Source organism: Variovorax sp., assembly GCF_035634955.1.
GTDB lineage: Bacteria > Pseudomonadota > Gammaproteobacteria > Burkholderiales > Burkholderiaceae_C > Variovorax.
Map to the genome: position 1 here is coordinate 329947 of NZ_DASQBZ010000015.1, position 14558 is coordinate 344504.

Below are 14558 nucleotides of genomic sequence, written 5' to 3' on the forward strand. Positions count from 1 at the left end.
CATGATGCGGGACGGCTACACCATCGAATTCAGGTCGGGTCTTCTCGGCGGAATGACGCAGAACTTCGAAGGTCCTGCGCTGACTCTGGGGCGGGCCAGCGACGTCGACATTCCCATCCTGGATCTGTTCGACGTCGACGCGAAGTACCTGATCGAGATAACGCCTCTGGGCATCATCACGGTTGCCGCGCTGCACAAAAGCGCGGACACACGGCGTTCTGTCGGGAGCCTGGGCAAGCCGCAGATCATTGACGATACGGAGTTCTGCATAACGCGCTTGTCCGCAACCGCCAGTCGCCCGGCTGTCGATCTGCTGCACGATGCCGGCTTCAGGCGGCGCCTCGTCCCCGCACTGCTGCTGTCGGCACTTTGCGTAATCGTCATATGGGCGTTCGGGTCGTACTCCGCGCACCGGGCGCGCAGCCAAAGGGCAGAGTCCTTCGATGCGGCCGTGGCCGCTACTTCAGCGCTCGGGCTCGACGGCGTGACCTTCGAGCGCGCCGGCGACCGCGCAGTAGCGGTTCGTGGAGTCGTCAAACGCTCCGAGCGCCAGGCGCTCGACGCCGTGCTGCTCGAACTGGCCGCCCACTTCGACATCGACTCGCGACTGATCGATGGCGACGACGCGAAGCGTCTGATACGCAGTCTCCTCGGGCCGGAGGCACTGGCGGTCGACTACGAAGGCAAGGGCCGCTTCGTCGCTCATACGGTCACGGCCCCCGAACTTGCGCGCACCACTGCGGCGCTGTTGAACGAGGAACTCGGCCGGTATGGCGTGCGCGCGGAAATGGTGCACGTGGAAGGACCGGCAAGGGAGATATCGCTCGAGGATCTTCTGCGCAGCACCATATCGAGCACCGTTCAGTTCTCCGGCATGCAATACCTCGTCCTGGCCAATCAGGAGCGTGTCTACGTTGGCGACCAGCTGGCTGGCGAGTATCAGTTGATGCGATGGTCGCCGCAGGGCGCGAGCGTTTCCGTCAACGGCAGGACCCTGCAGATAGCACTCAAGAAGGAGGCCCCCCGATGACCGACGACGAACTGACCGCCTTCATCGAAAATCTCGATGCATGCGATGCCGGTGACTCGAGCGCGGATGCTTTCAGGCGAGCGATCGAGAGCCTGCAGGCCCGCAGAAGACTCCTGTGTTCACCGGCCCACGCTTGGGACCGCGGACTTCCCGGCCTGGTGAGCGCCCTGGACGGTGCCATCGGCTTCCTCGAGCTCAAGGCGCGTGAAAGTCGCCTCTCGATCTGAAGCCGAGACGATTTGCACGGAATGACGCAGTGGATCGGCAACGCCATGGAGCATGACAGGATCGTCGTCGCCGCAGACCGCGTGGCGCTGCCCGAGCATGAGAATCGGTTCGTCCGCATCTGCATCCTGCATGGCAACCGGCAGTTCAGGAACGGTGTCGTCAGTATGTTCAGCGGAGCGGACTGCGTCGTTGAATGGGCTGCCGACCTGCAGATGCTCCGCCGCATCATGCACTCCGAAAGCTTCGACCTTCTTGTCCTTGAAGCATCCGTGGTTTCGGCATGCCTGCGCGAGCTGATCGGCGAGATTCGGGCGCTGCACAACGCCAGCAGCTGCATATTCGTTTGCGACGCAGAACCTTGTGCCGTCGACCGCGCAGGCTTTCTCGAGGCCGGTGCGGACGACGTCATCTCGGCTCCCGTCGATCCCCGCGAGTTCAAGGCGCGGGTCCATGCGCTGGTAGGCCGGTCGCTGCGCCGCCGCGACCGCTTTCTGTCCCTTGGCAGATTGGAGCTCGATTGCGACGGGCTCGTCGCATACGTCGATTCGAGGGTGTTTCAGATGACGGCTCGCGAATGGAAGCTCGGCGTGTACTTCGCGATGCATCCGAACAGGACGCTTTCCTTCGCCAGCGCTTTGGAAATGCTCAGCTTCGATGGCGAACTTTCCGACAACGCGCTCGCGATCATTGTCTGCAGGTTCCGTAGCAAGGTGCGGCCGCACGGGGTCGAGATCATCTCGACGCGCGGCATGGGCTACTCGGCCCGAATACTGGACGTGGACAAGGCGAGTCCCGCCCGACTCAGGAAATGAAGGTTCTGCGCCATGCCAACCTTCCGCAGTTGGGGCCGCTCGATCTGCAGCAGAGCGCCCTGGTCGCGAAACTGCGCCGCGCGCCGGCGATCCGCTCGGTGCTCGAGTCTCGCGTCCGGTCCCCGGCCTCCGCCTGGGCATCGTTCGAGGCGAACGACGGAAAGCTGGCGTTCGCCGTCCGTCCCCGCCCGCCCTCTGCCGTTGCAGCCGTCTTGCGGCGGGGTCAGCTGGCGGCGGCGTTTGCCTATGTCCTGCACCGCAACCATGCCGGGCTGCTGCGCGCGGCATTCGGTCTGGAGACGTTCGAACAGATCGAGTACTGCGGCCGGTTGAGCCTGATCGAGTGCCCGGTCAAATGCATCAGCGCGGAAGAAGACGGCGGCACGGTCGACCTGGTGCTTCTCAAGGCCTGCGGCATCGCGCCGCACTGCACGGCGACTGCGCCGGCGCCCAGCCGCGAACTGTTCGACTTCCTGAAGCGCCAGTCGATCGAGTTGCTGCTTTCCTGCGGAAGGACTTCCGTCGCGTTGGCGGAGTTTCAAGGGTTGGCGCCGGGCGATGTGGTGCTGCTCGGAGCGCACAGCCCGGAAGCCGACGCGGTATCCGTGGACATCGTGCTTTCCCACAATCTCGCCAGGCTTGGAGGCGGAAAGGTCCAAGGCGCTCTACTGGAAATCACCTCTGTATCAAATATGTCTGAAAGCGAAAGCAACCTCGAAGAAGGAGGAGCCGACGGCCAGTTGTCGAAGCTGTCGGGGCTCGAGATGCTCGAGATCGACCTGATGTTCATCGTGGCCAGGAAGCGCCTGAAGGTGAAGGAGCTCATGGCCTTGGAGCCGGGCTCGCTGATCGATCTCAAGGCGATCACCGACAGCCAGGCGCCCGTGGCCGTCGACATCGTCATGCAGAGCTCGGTCGTCGGTACGGGCGTGCTGGTGTCCGCCAGCGGGCGCCTGGGTGTCTGCATCGAAAGCATGTTGGCGCGCAAGGCCGACGCCTCATAGTTGGCGCGCCATGTGCGAATGCGGGTCACGCCATGGCTTCCATGGAGGCAGACGAACCAGATGATCTACCAGAACCCGGGCGTCCTGTTTTGGGGGCTGCTGCTGCTGAGCCTCATGGCCGGCATCTTCGTCCTGTGCACCTGCTTCCTGAAGTTCACCATCGTCTTGAACATTCTGAAGACCACCATCGGGCTGCAGCAGGCGCCTCCTGCCATGGTGATCAATGCCTTCGCGATCGTGCTGACGCTTCAGACAATGCATCCGGTGATCGAGGAGGTTGCGGCGCGCTTGGGCGAAGAGGTCAGCCTCGAGACACCTGGCGGCCTTTCCATCAACGATGGCCTCGAAATACTCGAGCTCGTCTCGTTCCCGCTGCGCAGCTTCATGGCGAAGAACATCGGTGATTCGCTCACGCAAAGGTATCGAAGCGATCTGGAAAGCGGCGACCACGTCGACGTCGATGTGACCATGGAGGAGGCGCCGTTTGCCGATCTTGCCGTGCTCTTCGTCTGCGCAGAGATCACGGGAGCACTGAAGATCGGCATGGTGTTGTACCTGGTCTTCCTGGCCATTGACTTCGTCATCGCGTCCATCCTGCAGGTCGTCGGCATGTCGCAGTTGCAGCTGAATTCGATCGCAACGCCCTTGAAGTTTCTTCTGATTGCATCGGCGGACAACCTGTACCGCCTCCTCGGGGTCGTTTCCCGCTCCTATTCGTTCTGATCGAAATGGACAACAGCTCGTCGCCTCACGCGCCGCCCTTGAGCGACAACCGGATCATGGACGCCCTGCTCCAGAACTCCGATCTGCTCTTCGCGGCGATTCTGCTCGCGTCGATTCTCCTGCTCCTGGTGCCGGTGCCGGCCTTGGCGCTGGATATCGGCGTCGCCATGAACCTCGCCTTCAGCTTCCTGTTGGTGATCGTCGGCACGTACGTCACGGGCCCCCTGCAGCTTTCCTCCCTTCCGTCGCTGTTGTTGATCACCACGCTTTTCCGCCTGGGGCTCAACCTCGCGTCCACCAAGCTGATCCTCCTCCACGGAGAAGCCGGGCGGATCATCGAAGCTTTCGGGCAGATGATCGTCGGCGGAAATCTGCTGGTCGGAATCACGACGTTCGCCATCGTCACGGTGGTGCAATTGATGGTCGTGACCAAAGGCGCGGAGCGCGTGGCCGAAGTCGGCGCGCGCTTCACCCTCGACGGCATGCCCGGAAAGCAGATGGCGATCGATGCCGACCTACGAAATGGCCACATTGCAGCCGCGGAAGCGAAGACCAAGCGCCGCCACATCGAGCTGGAAAGCCAGTTCTACGGCGCAATGGACGGGGCGATGAAGTTCATCAAGGGCGACGCCATTGCGGGACTGATCATCATGCTGCTCAATCTCGTGGTCGGAATTCTCGTGGGCGTCCTCTACCGCGGCATGGAGTTCGGGGCCTCGGCCAACACTTATTCCGTTCTCTCGATCGGCGATGCGCTTGTTTCCCAGATTCCGTCGCTGCTGATCGCCGTGACGGCCGGCTTTGTCGCCACGCGCGTGGGGTCACCGACCGGACGTGGAGAAACCCTCGGCGCGGCGATCGTGAATCAATTGCTCGGACAGCCGCGCGCACTGCTCGTGGCCGCTTCGCTCATTGTGGCGCTGGCCTTGATTCCTGGCTTTCCGCTGCTCTACTTCCTGATCATGGGGCTTGCGCTGATGGTGGTTCGCTACCTCGTCTCGCCGTTCAGGAAGCAAAGCATGGTCCAGGTCAATCGCGTGCCCGTGCCAGCCTTGGCGCGCGAGGGCTCGGAGGAGGTTCCGAATTTCGTCTCGGAGTCCGAGAGCTCCATCACGGAGCCGCTCAGCTTGCGGATGGAAAGGGGCCTGACGGAGAAGTTGCGGCCCGGACGCTTCAACTTTCACCTGAATGCGCTGCGCACCCAGCTGAACGCCGAACTGGGCTTCCCGTTCCCGGGCGCCCAGATCACTCACGGAGGTGGACTCGACAGGAACCAGATCGTGGTGGCGGTCTACGAGGTGCCTTTCTTCTCGCTCGTCTGGCGTCCAGGGCAGGTGCTTCGCGCCGTCAAGGCTGACTCGCCTGCAGACGCGCAGGACTGCATCGACGTGCCAGGCCTTGGCCCGATGAGTTGGGCGCCCGCACTCGAAGTGGCGTGCGATGGTGCCGGACACGACCTGACGTGCGAGGAAGTGCTCGCGCATCTGGTGGTTGCGGCAGTCCGCGCGAACATTGGTCGCTTCGTCGGGATGAACGAGACCAAATACATCCTCGAGGCCGCCGATGTCCATCTTGGCGGGCTGGCCCGGCAACTGACGGAGATCGTTCCCGTCCAAAGAGTCTCCGAGGTGTTCAAGCGCCTGCTGGAAGAGGGCATTTCGATCAGGAACATGCGCGTCATCTGCGAGAGCCTCATATCCTGGGGCAGCAGAGAGAAAGACAGCGGCATGCTGTCCGAGTACATCCGCTGCGATCTCGGTGAGTACGTTACCTACCGCGCGGCCCGCGGCGGTTCCGAACTGCATGGCATCGTGCTGGATCCTTCGAGCGAGCAGGCCGTGCGTGAATCCATTCAACATTCAGCGAACGGCAGCTACCTGACGCTTTCGCCGGACCGGATCCAGTCGCTCCAGGCAAGCTTGCAGCAGGCGATGCTGGGTGGTCGGGGCGACGTGCCGACCGCGGTCATATGCGGCATGGACATCAGGAGATACATCAGGAAGATCCTTGCGCAGACCCATCCCGACGTGTTCGTCCTGTCGTATCAGGAGCTCAAGGACAACGTGCGTGTCGTGCCCGCGGGACGGGTCAGTATCGATCTCGAAGCACCATGACGCATTCGGGATCTGCGTGATGGGCCCGCGTCTTGCAATGAGGCCGTGAATTGGAAGAGATCTATCAAGCCTGCATTACGGCGATCTACGAGCTCGTGCTGCCTGCCGTCCTTGCCATCTCGGCGGTGGGCATCGTGATTGCCTTGATTCAGTCGATATTTCAGGTTCAGGACCAGTCCCTGGGAACCAGCGCGAAGATCGTCCTTTGCGTCCTCGGGGCAATTCTGTTCGGCACCTCGGCATTTTCCGTCGTCCTCGAACTGTGGGAGCTGGGCTTGCGCACGATCGCGTTCGAGATCTGAGCACACCCGCAACGCCGACCGACGTGCCCTGGCCCCGGGGTCGGCGGCGCTGGCCTGGCGGCTACGTCCTGGCGCCGTTCCTGATCGCCTCTTTCAGGCATTCGAAGTTCTTGTTCATTCCCTGCGTGGCGGCCTGAAAGGCCAACGTCCGGTTCTGGCTGTCCATCTGGCTTCTGGACGCAAGTTGCTGAATCGCCTGCTGCTGCGCGCCGCTTTCGGCCATGCGGCTGGCCTGCGACTCGATCAGATTGGCGGTGCTGCCGCCGGCGCCCTTTGCGCCGGCACCGGGAGACCCGGCACGTTGCATTTCGCTCGACCGGATGCGTGCGGGATTGGCGCCGCCCGTTGCACGTATTGACATCGATTTTCTCCATTGGGAAAGAAGCCGCTCATGCCGGCGTTCGTTGCCGCATGAGAAGCCAGGAGCATGGACGCATGTCCTTTCGAATTCATTTCCGAAAGCATCGCAAAGCGTCGAGCGCTGTCCGGCCGCCTGCGAAATGTCGATGAAATCGGTGCGGCCTAGCATCGAGTGGCGCGATACACCTCGTGTCTGCGCTTGACCTTTCATCTCATCTTCTGGAGGCAATCATGGCAACCCAAGTCAACGGAAACGGCAACTCTCAAGCAATCTTCCAACAGATGCAGCAGCAGTTTGCGCAGCAAGCAACGCAGCAGCAGCAAGTCCAGGCATTGGCGTCCAAGTCGCAGCAGGACAGCCAGAACCGGACGCTGGGATTTCAAACCAGCACGGAAATGATGAAGAACGCCTTCGACTGCTGCAAGGAAAGCATCAAGAACGGCGCGAAGACGCAGTGACGACGGCTGGGGCGGCTCCGCGTACGGAGCCGCTCCGGATCGACTTCGGTCAGGAATATCTGTCATAACGAAAGCTGAACAATGGCAACGACTACAACCGGCGTCAGGGGGACAGGCGGGCGCGCGCCTTCATCGATGCGGACGCCGTCGATGTCCGGCGTTGCGCGTGCCGCGCCAAGGGGCAACGCGATGCGGCTGACGGACGCCGGATCCGCAGGGACCGGCCGTTCGCAGGTCGCGCGGGGACTCTCCGGCCCGGCTGCAGGCGTCAACAACGGGCGATCTGCGGCGGGAACGGCCAGCCCGGCGCGGCTGGGCAACCTGGCCCAGGCCTTGAGCCAACCCGGCGGCCGCCATCCGAACGAAAGCCGGCTCACCAGCGCGGGCGAAAAGTTCGCGGGGCTGCGCGGTGCGTTCGCAGGTGGTGCAGGCGTTCCGTCGCAGGCGGACTTCAACCGGCCGGCCAACGTGGACCCTGCATCGCAGGGCGGTCGAACCGGGTCTGCGGCCGTCAACTCCCCTGAACGGATGGGCACGCCGATGCCCGCAGGCGGAATGGACGACGGACAGGCGCGCGGTGCCACGCAAGCGCCTGCGCCGGTTGGCGAAGACGCGGGCCCTGCAGAAGCGGCGGCCGAGCCGGCGGCTGAGCCGGCAGCCGAAGAACCATCGGCGGATGCAGGCTCGGCGGCGCCGGCCGCTGAAGGTGCGCCGGGAGGCGATGCGCCGGTCGACGGCGCGGCGGCGGCGGAGGGCGCAGGCCAGGCCCCGGAGGATGCAGCGACGCTGGAGGAATTCGAGCGCCTGCTCAATACGGCAGTCCTCGCCAGTCGACTGGATCCGACGGGCCAGTCGCCGGTCACGAAGAGCGCCGTTGCAATGCTCGAAAGATGCGCGCAGGCGTTGCCGGCGCAAGATCGCGAAGCCGCTGCGCAACTTCTCATTCAGTACATGAGCGAGGGCGCAGGAGCCGAGGCCATGCCGGTTGCCGGCGCCGGGCCGGCGGACCCGGCGCCGGCCATGGCGCCCTGAAGAATCATGTCGATCGCCAGCAGGAGCGTCTGACCGATGAGCGCAATCGAAGCCATCTCCCGTCAAGTGCCGAGCGCAGGTCTTGCAATGATCCTGGCATCGCGGTCCGATACGCCCGCGGCCCAGGCGCGGCAGGCAGCGAGCGCGGTGAACGTGCATCTGCGAACGGCACAAGCCGAGGCGCCGCGTTCTGCCGAATACTGGCACGGATATCGCCTCGTACGCCGCGACGACGTGGCCGACCCGACGTCGGACCGGTCGGCTGGACCAAAGGCGGCGGCCTCGTCCTTCCTTGATGGCGTGCAAGCCACCTCACTGAGGAACTACGCAAGCAGGAGCGATTGAATGCGGTCAGGCGTGGCGCGCTGTCGGAATTCGCCGTCACAGCAATGCGGGCCCGAGCAGAGAGTTTTTGCACCTTGTGCCAGAATTTTTCGACTCGGACAGCCTCGGCGACGACATCATTTCCTGCTGTGATGTCCGGCACTGCGAGCCGGGCGAATTTTCCAAGAAGCTTCGAGGCACAAGATGGCTATCAATTCAATTCGCGGAACGGAGTCGACGGTCAATCGGATTGACGGGCCCCGCGTGGGGTCGCCTGCCTCGCCCGGGCCCGGGATGCGGTTGCTCGACGATCCTGCGCAAGCGGCAGGCGGGAATCGAGGCTTCTCCGCACTGGCGGCCAGCTGGAAGGCGCTCGAGCAGATTCTGGAGATGCGCTATGGAGGCGTCGCCGCGACACTTGCCGGCAAGTCAGATGACCTCGCGGGCCCGCAGGCGCTGCTGGCGCGTGTCGCCGACTTGCGGCAGAAAGCGGGCGACAGATTCCCGCCGGATATCCGGAAGGCATTGGATCAACTGCAGGCTGAGCTTGGCAGTGCCGGCGTGCACTCCACGTCTGCGGCGCCAGGCGCCCCGGTCGAACTCAAACGCGGCCAACGCACACGGCACTTCGAAGTGCTCCGCCATGATGGCAATGTGGCCGATGTGGGGTTGTCCAATGGCGCAGTCGTCAATCTTGACAAGCGCTCCTCCCAGATGTCGTTGTCCGATCCGCAGACCGGCCAACGGCGGCGGATTCTCGGGGAGCCGATCATCCCCGGCCGCAATCTGTCCGTGGCGACCAAGGGCGTCTCGCTGGACGTCGAGACGAAGCAGTCACCCGAGAACCGGCACTCGAATGACGTCCTGATGCGTCAGGGCGACGACACGGTCATCATCAAGGGACTTGATCTCTCCGACAGGAATCGGCTGACGCTGCAAGCCGCGCGCGCCAACAACGGGAGTGATCCGGCCAAGGAGGAGCGACTTGCCGGCGGCATGAACGCGCTGCTCAATGCGGTGGCCGGCGACGTGCACGCGCCGCGGCCCGGCCAATCGCCCGCTGGACAACGTGATGATCCGCGCGATCGACTGGTTCGCGAGCTCCTGTCGACAGCGAGGGACGGGCTTCGCAACGCATCTGCGGCGCCGCCTCCCGCGCATGGGGGAATGATTCCCGGATGAGATGGCCGGCGCGGCTGGCGTGCCGCTGCGAAGGCCCTTCCGGTCACCCCTTGATGGAATGAGGCGGGATGAATGCGCGCGGCGACTGTTCCAGCAACGCGAGTGCCTTTTGGCGAATCGAGTCCTGGACTTCGTCCTTGAGAATCTGTTCCACCCAGTACCGCCAGGCTTCGTCACCGGCGTGGTTGGTGATCTGCGCAAACATCAGCTTGGCATCGCGAAAATCGGGGAAGTTCTGCACGACCACGCGCAGTTGGGAGATCGTCTCGGGGACGTCATTCTTCGACAACGGGATCAGGCACCGGCCCAGGTGCGCGCATCGATTGTCGGCTCGGTAGCGAATGATGCCGTTGAAGATCTGCTCGGCCGGCTCCGGGTGGTTCGACCACGCGGCCGTTGTTCCAATGAGCAGGAGATTCCGGGTCAGGGCTTCGACATTCATTGCTGTTCGATCGGGGTGCCTTCAGGGCGGAAAAAGGCCGGACGGGCCGGCCTCGATGTCGTCACGTCCCGTGCGTTTCGGGCGTGGCACGTTATTGCGTCTTTGCGCCGTTCTTGATTGCATCCTTGATGCAGTCGAAGCTGTTCTTCATGATTTCCGAGGAAGATTGAAAGATCAGCGTTCGGTTGTGCGCCTCCTGCTGCGAACGAGCAGCCAGGCTCTGGACCAATAGCTGCTGCTGCGCCTGCTCGGCAAACTGCTGGCTCATGGATGCGGCAATGCCGCTGGTGCTGGCGGTGGCCTGGATCTCTGCCATTTTGCGTTCCTCCTGATTCGATGAATGAATGATGCTCACGCGCCTTGACGACGCGCGAGTTCATCCTACGGACAGGAGGTTTCGCCAGCCTTTCGTGGTTGTAACGGCGGCGACGGTTCTTCGTTACGCGAACCGGGATTGCACTGGCACGGCGCCAGCGAGCGCGGCTCGATGCTCGAGGCAGGCAGGCAGGCGGGGCTGGCCGTCGGCCGCTGCGGGCCGACGGCCTTCGCGTCAGGAAATGACCGAACTCGCCAGGCCCAGGGCGCTGCCGACGATGCCGCCGATCGGCCCGAAGCTGTTTGCGAGCTGCGCTCCCGCCTGAAGGCCTTGGGAGACCTGCTTTGCCTGCGGAGTACCCGTAGCGCCCGTGCCGGCGACGCCCTGGCCAATGGCGTCGATCAGCTGGGCAATGCCTTGGAGCGGTTCGGCGCCTGCCCCGAGCAGGGACGAAAGACTGCCGAGACCGCCGGCTGCACCGCCGCCGCCTGCACCCGCAGCCGGAGCAGCCGACCCACCATTGCCCACAAGATTGTTCAGCGTTCCACTCAGTACGTTCATTTGATCACCTCGGATAGTTGGGTTGAGAACTCGCACCGACTCTCGATCGGGCCGGCGAATTCATCGTATGGAGCCAACTCTTCGTTGGCATTTCACTTGCGGCCGCCTACCCGGGAATCCCGGCGGTGGAGAGGCCGTTGGCGGCCGCGAAGTCGTGGAACGCACCCAGCTTCTGGTGGTTGAGATAGCCGCTGCCCGGCGCTTCGCTGCCGCCGGGGACGGTCTGCCGGATCATGTCGATCTCGTTGAAGCGTGCGGCCAGCATTGGTGAAGCGCGGGCTTCGCCTCGGCTGATGACGTGATTGCGGTCCGCGTCGAGCGCGGAAAAGTTCGCCCCCGGATATCCGGACGGCCCGCTCGGTGCCGCGTACCCCGGCATGCCGGACGGCACGGCGGAAGATGGGGGCGGATAGGGCCCGGACGCGCCCCGCGAGGCCCTGGACGCCGCGAAATCCCGGAACTCCTGCTGCGAGACCATGCCATCCCGATTGGCGTCCATCCGACGGAATCTCCGCTCGATTGTCGCCGAGGACGAGGACGAGGACGAGGACGAGGGCGAGGGCGAGGGCGAGGGCGAGGACGATGCGCTCCCTGCATTCGAGCAGGCGTGGGGCGCGCCTTTGTCCAGGGCGTGGCCCAGTTCTTCGCGGCTCATGGTTGCCTGAGGGCTCGGGCTGCCGCCACCGTAGTTGCCGAGGCTGGCGCCCGAGTAGGCATTTGCGCTGGCGTAGGCGCCGGCGCTCGCAGTCGCGTTCGCACTGGCATGGGCGCCTGCGCTCACGCTGGCGGACATGCCGTTGGGCGTGCGCTCGAAATCGATGAGGTTCATCGCCTGCCGTCGGGCGTCCGTCGACGATCCACCTGCACCACCGATGTTGACGTTGGGCTTCAAGATGTTCTGCATCAGCTTGAGCCCGAGTAAGACTTCACCGCACATGGAAAGCTCCCATTTGAAATGGTTGATAGGAGCAGCCAGTGTTGGGGATGGCGCTTTCAGTTCGATTTCGCCAGCCGGTGTTGCGCGCGTGGCTACTGGTCGGTTGCCGTCCAGTCCACCAGCGCGTCGAACGCGCCGCGCGCCGCCGCCGCGTTGGCGTGGTTGGCCAGGGCCACCAGCACGTAGCGCCGGCCGCTGGCGCCGTCCACGAAGCCGGCGAGGGCGGCCACGCCGTATTCGGGCATCGTGCCGGACTTCAGGTGCGCGGTCGCGCCCGAGCGCAGGTTGCGCCGGCGCAGCGTGCCGTCCACGCCGGCCACGGGCAGCGACGCCATCAGCTCGGACATGACCGGCGAATGCCAGGCCACCTGCAGCATGCGCGCCAGCCCGGCGGCCGTCACGCGGCCTTCGAGCGACAGGCCCGAGCCGTTGTCCACGACCGGGCCGCCCTCGCCGGTGCCCACGCGCTCGTTCCACCACTGGCGCACGGTGCCGCGCGCGGCGCCGAACGTGCCGCGCCGGCGCTGCTGCAGGCCCAGCGTCAGGAACAGCTGGTCCGCCATCACGTTGTTGCTGTACTTGTTGATGTCGCGCACCACCTCGGCCAGCGGCGGCGACTGCAGCTCGAAGGCCTGTGCCAGGCCTTGCGGCACCTGGCCGTCGCGCACCGTGCCGGCCAGGCTGCCGCCCATCTCCGCCCACAGGCCGCCGATGGCGCGCGCGGCGAAGCCCGGCGGATCGGGGTATGCCAGCGGCCACTGCATTTCGCCGCAGTCGGCAGGCAGCGTGCCGGCGAAGCCGAAGGCGGTGGGCTGGAAGTCCGCCTGCAGCTGGGCGCGCCAGTTGCCGCAGCCCTTGCCCGAGAGCGGCACGCTGGCGGGAATGCGCACGCCGGCCAGCGGCGGCTCGGCGCTGACGCGCGCCACCCGCGCGGCCGTGTCCGGCACGAAGCGCAGCACCACCGACTTGTAGTTGACCAGCAGCGCGTCGGCGCCGGCGTTGTAGGACTTCAGCGGCCGGCCGTCGAACGCGCCCGGGTCGGGCTCGCCCGTGTCGAAGGCGCTGCGGTCCAGCACGATGTCGCCGCCGATGCGCTCGATGCCCATGGCCTGCACCCGTCGCAGCAACAGCCACAGCCGTTCGATCACCAGCTTCGGATCGCCGCTGCCGCGAATGTAGAGATTGCCCTGCAGCGTGCCGCCCCGTACCGGGCCGTCGATGTAGACCGGCGTGTTCCAGGTGTAGGCCGGGCCCAGCAGGTCGAGTCCGGCGAAGGTGGTGACCAGTTTCATCACCGATGCCGGGTTCATCGGCGCCTGGCTGCGCCAGGCGAGCCGGGGCGCGCGCGTGCCGTCGGCGTCGGCCACGAGGAAGCTCACGGCATCCGACGGCACCCTGGCCTGCGCCAGCGCCGCCTCGACCTCCGGCGGCAGGGCCATGCCGGGATCGGCCAGGCCTGCGGCCGCAAGGGGCGCCTGGGCGGTGCCTCCGGGGAGGCGGGAGACGGCCGGCTGGGCACCGGCCAGCCCCGCGGCCAGCAAGAGCGGGGCGATCAGCGCCACCGCTGGCGTGGCACGGCGCGGGCGCGGCGCCAGCGGCGCGCCGGATGCGGTGGGGACGGGGGCCGGGGCGGGTGTGGCCGCAAGGGCGAGGAGAGCGGCCACGCGGCGCGTGGCCCGGGCGGAAATGGCCGTGAACATGCGGCCGATTATCCGGGCCGGGATAATCGGCCGATGTCCTGCACCTCACCCCCTGCCTCACGCCTTTCGCCGCGGGCCTTCGGCATCGGTGCGGCGGTGGTCACCGTGGTGGTGTGGACCGCCTTCATCGTCATCGCCCGCGCCTCGGCGTCGGGTTCGCTCACGCCTTTCGACATCACCTTTGCCCGCATCGCCGGCGCCGGCGTGGTCCTGCTGCCCTGGGGTTTCTGGATGGTGCGGCGCCTGCGCGCCACCGATCCGGCGGCCGGCTCGCTGTTCGGGCTGTCGCCGCTGTCCCTGCGCCTGACTGCCGGCGTGGGCGCGCTGGCTGGTGTGGCCTACGCGGTGCTGGCCTATGCCGGATTCTTCTTCGCGCCGGCGGCGCATGCCTCGGTCCTGATGCCCGGCAGCCTGCCGCTGTGGACGGCGCTGCTGGCGGCCTGGGTCCTGCGCGACCACATCACGCCGGCGCGGGCCGTGGGCCTGGGGCTGATCGTCGCCGGCGACCTGATGGTCGGTGGACGCAGCCTGCTGCATGCCTTCGATGGCGACGGCCAGGTGTGGAAGGGCGACCTGCTCTTCATGAGCGCCGCCTTCTGCTGGGCCTGCTACAGCGTCACCGCGCGCCGCTTCGGGCTGGACGCGGTGCGCGCCACCATCGCGTTGACGGCGTTCGCCGTCTTCACCTACCTGCCCGTCTACGCGCTGCTGGCCGCCTTCGGTGCGGTGCGATCCCACCTCGGCACGGCGCCGTGGAGCGAGTTCGCGTTCCAGATGCTGTTCCAGGGCGTCGGCTCGGTGGTCATCTCCGGCATCAGCTTCACCCGCATGATCCAGTACTTCGGCCCTGTGCGCTCGACCATGATCACGTCGCTCGTGCCCGGCCTGTCGGCCATGGGCGCGGTGATCTTCCTGGGCGAGCCACTGCATTGGAGCCTGTTGGCCGGCCTGCTGCTGGTCACGGCCGGCATCCTGTTCGGCGTGCAGCGTGCCGCCATCGCGCCGCGGGTGGCGGCGAGCGGAGCCTGACGC

General features: G+C 65.5%; 18 protein-coding genes. 12 read left to right on the forward strand and 6 right to left on the reverse strand.

What is annotated here, in order from left to right:
• Position 1: 1 nt before the first annotated feature.
• The 7 genes from VES41_RS06465 to VES41_RS06495 are packed head-to-tail and all read left to right on the forward strand — an operon-like array spanning position 2 to position 6213.
• Positions 2-1030: a hypothetical protein gene (locus VES41_RS06465; protein ID WP_324814464.1), complete on the forward strand. Its 1029-nt coding sequence runs from the start codon at positions 2-4 to the stop codon at positions 1028-1030.
• Complete coding sequence (locus VES41_RS06470; protein ID WP_324814467.1) at positions 1027-1257, forward strand: hypothetical protein; 231 nt, start codon at positions 1027-1029, stop codon at positions 1255-1257. The genes VES41_RS06465 and VES41_RS06470 overlap by 4 nt, the downstream gene beginning before the upstream one ends.
• 21 nt (positions 1258-1278) lie before the next feature.
• Positions 1279-2070, forward strand: coding sequence for a response regulator transcription factor (locus VES41_RS06475; RefSeq protein ID WP_324814470.1), 792 nt, complete (start codon positions 1279-1281; stop codon positions 2068-2070).
• A complete protein-coding gene (locus tag VES41_RS06480) occupies positions 2067-3074 on the forward strand; it encodes a FliM/FliN family flagellar motor switch protein (RefSeq protein WP_324814473.1) in 1008 nt (335 codons plus the stop codon). Before VES41_RS06475 ends, VES41_RS06480 begins: the two co-directional genes overlap by 4 nt.
• A gap of 60 nt (positions 3075-3134) precedes the next feature.
• A complete protein-coding gene (locus VES41_RS06485) occupies positions 3135-3797 on the forward strand; it encodes a flagellar type III secretion system pore protein FliP (protein WP_324814476.1) in 663 nt (220 codons plus the stop codon).
• 56 nt (positions 3798-3853) lie between these two features.
• On the forward strand, positions 3854-5911 hold the full coding sequence (gene sctV, locus VES41_RS06490; protein WP_324814479.1) for a type III secretion system export apparatus subunit SctV: 2058 nt from the start codon (positions 3854-3856) through the stop codon (positions 5909-5911).
• Positions 5912-5961: 50 nt separating this feature from the next.
• The gene (locus VES41_RS06495) at positions 5962-6213 is read left to right on the forward strand and encodes a flagellar biosynthetic protein FliQ (RefSeq protein ID WP_324814481.1); all 252 of its coding nucleotides are present in this window, start codon (positions 5962-5964) and stop codon (positions 6211-6213) included.
• Between the two features lie 61 nt (positions 6214-6274).
• On the opposite strand, the gene VES41_RS06500 is transcribed toward VES41_RS06495, so the two are convergent.
• Positions 6275-6784, reverse strand: a complete 510-nt coding sequence (locus VES41_RS06500; RefSeq protein WP_324814484.1) for a hypothetical protein — start codon at positions 6782-6784, stop codon at positions 6275-6277.
• A 20-nt stretch (positions 6785-6804) separates the two neighbouring features.
• Here VES41_RS06500 and VES41_RS06505 point away from each other — a divergent pair, with 20 nt between their 5' ends.
• From VES41_RS06505 to VES41_RS06520, 4 genes are all read left to right on the forward strand, one after another.
• Positions 6805-7032, forward strand: a complete 228-nt coding sequence (locus tag VES41_RS06505) for a hypothetical protein (protein WP_324814486.1) — start codon at positions 6805-6807, stop codon at positions 7030-7032.
• A 189-nt stretch (positions 7033-7221) separates the two neighbouring features.
• On the forward strand, positions 7222-8064 hold the full coding sequence (locus VES41_RS06510; protein ID WP_324814488.1) for a hypothetical protein: 843 nt from the start codon (positions 7222-7224) through the stop codon (positions 8062-8064).
• A 36-nt stretch (positions 8065-8100) separates the two neighbouring features.
• Positions 8101-8409, forward strand: a complete 309-nt coding sequence (locus VES41_RS06515; RefSeq protein ID WP_324814491.1) for a hypothetical protein — start codon at positions 8101-8103, stop codon at positions 8407-8409.
• A gap of 273 nt (positions 8410-8682) precedes the next feature.
• Positions 8683-9570, forward strand: coding sequence for a hypothetical protein (locus tag VES41_RS06520; RefSeq protein ID WP_324814493.1), 888 nt, complete (start codon positions 8683-8685; stop codon positions 9568-9570).
• A 43-nt stretch (positions 9571-9613) separates the two neighbouring features.
• Here the strand turns inward: VES41_RS06520 and VES41_RS06525 are convergent, their stop codons facing one another.
• The 5 genes from VES41_RS06525 to dacB all read right to left on the reverse strand — a co-directional run bounded on the left by VES41_RS06525 (position 9614) and on the right by dacB (position 13526).
• Complete coding sequence (locus VES41_RS06525; RefSeq protein ID WP_324814495.1) at positions 9614-10012, reverse strand: hypothetical protein; 399 nt, start codon at positions 10010-10012, stop codon at positions 9614-9616.
• 91 nt (positions 10013-10103) lie between these two features.
• Positions 10104-10328: a hypothetical protein gene (locus VES41_RS06530; RefSeq protein ID WP_324814497.1), complete on the reverse strand. Its 225-nt coding sequence runs from the start codon at positions 10326-10328 to the stop codon at positions 10104-10106.
• 234 nt (positions 10329-10562) lie between these two features.
• On the reverse strand, positions 10563-10889 hold the full coding sequence (locus tag VES41_RS06535; RefSeq protein ID WP_324814499.1) for a hypothetical protein: 327 nt from the start codon (positions 10887-10889) through the stop codon (positions 10563-10565).
• Between the two features lie 106 nt (positions 10890-10995).
• Positions 10996-11826: an EF-hand domain-containing protein gene (locus tag VES41_RS06540; protein WP_324814501.1), complete on the reverse strand. Its 831-nt coding sequence runs from the start codon at positions 11824-11826 to the stop codon at positions 10996-10998.
• Positions 11827-11918: 92 nt separating this feature from the next.
• The gene (gene dacB / locus VES41_RS06545; protein WP_324814504.1) at positions 11919-13526 is read right to left on the reverse strand and encodes a D-alanyl-D-alanine carboxypeptidase/D-alanyl-D-alanine endopeptidase; all 1608 of its coding nucleotides are present in this window, start codon (positions 13524-13526) and stop codon (positions 11919-11921) included.
• Positions 13527-13559: 33 nt separating this feature from the next.
• On the opposite strand from dacB, the gene VES41_RS06550 reads away from it, so the two are divergent.
• On the forward strand, positions 13560-14555 hold the full coding sequence (locus VES41_RS06550; protein WP_324814507.1) for a DMT family transporter: 996 nt from the start codon (positions 13560-13562) through the stop codon (positions 14553-14555).
• Positions 14556-14558: the final 3 nt, after the last annotated feature.

Coding starts and splice junctions, on each gene's coding strand:
- VES41_RS06465 (WP_324814464.1), top strand. CDS start 2: ATGATGCGGGACGGCTACACCATCGAATTCAGGTCGGGTCTTCTCGGC.
- VES41_RS06470 (WP_324814467.1), top strand. CDS start 1,027: ATGACCGACGACGAACTGACCGCCTTCATCGAAAATCTCGATGCATGC.
- VES41_RS06475 (WP_324814470.1), top strand. CDS start 1,279: ATGACGCAGTGGATCGGCAACGCCATGGAGCATGACAGGATCGTCGTC.
- VES41_RS06480 (WP_324814473.1), top strand. CDS start 2,067: ATGAAGGTTCTGCGCCATGCCAACCTTCCGCAGTTGGGGCCGCTCGAT.
- VES41_RS06485 (WP_324814476.1), top strand. CDS start 3,135: ATGATCTACCAGAACCCGGGCGTCCTGTTTTGGGGGCTGCTGCTGCTG.
- sctV (WP_324814479.1), top strand. CDS start 3,854: ATGGACGCCCTGCTCCAGAACTCCGATCTGCTCTTCGCGGCGATTCTG.
- VES41_RS06500 (WP_324814484.1), bottom strand. CDS start 6,784: ATGAAAGGTCAAGCGCAGACACGAGGTGTATCGCGCCACTCGATGCTA.
- VES41_RS06505 (WP_324814486.1), top strand. CDS start 6,805: ATGGCAACCCAAGTCAACGGAAACGGCAACTCTCAAGCAATCTTCCAA.
- VES41_RS06510 (WP_324814488.1), top strand. CDS start 7,222: ATGCGGCTGACGGACGCCGGATCCGCAGGGACCGGCCGTTCGCAGGTC.
- VES41_RS06515 (WP_324814491.1), top strand. CDS start 8,101: ATGAGCGCAATCGAAGCCATCTCCCGTCAAGTGCCGAGCGCAGGTCTT.
- VES41_RS06520 (WP_324814493.1), top strand. CDS start 8,683: ATGCGGTTGCTCGACGATCCTGCGCAAGCGGCAGGCGGGAATCGAGGC.
- VES41_RS06525 (WP_324814495.1), bottom strand. CDS start 10,012: ATGAATGTCGAAGCCCTGACCCGGAATCTCCTGCTCATTGGAACAACG.
- VES41_RS06530 (WP_324814497.1), bottom strand. CDS start 10,328: ATGGCAGAGATCCAGGCCACCGCCAGCACCAGCGGCATTGCCGCATCC.
- VES41_RS06535 (WP_324814499.1), bottom strand. CDS start 10,889: ATGAACGTACTGAGTGGAACGCTGAACAATCTTGTGGGCAATGGTGGG.
- VES41_RS06540 (WP_324814501.1), bottom strand. CDS start 11,826: ATGTGCGGTGAAGTCTTACTCGGGCTCAAGCTGATGCAGAACATCTTG.
- dacB (WP_324814504.1), bottom strand. CDS start 13,526: ATGTTCACGGCCATTTCCGCCCGGGCCACGCGCCGCGTGGCCGCTCTC.
- VES41_RS06550 (WP_324814507.1), top strand. CDS start 13,560: ATGTCCTGCACCTCACCCCCTGCCTCACGCCTTTCGCCGCGGGCCTTC.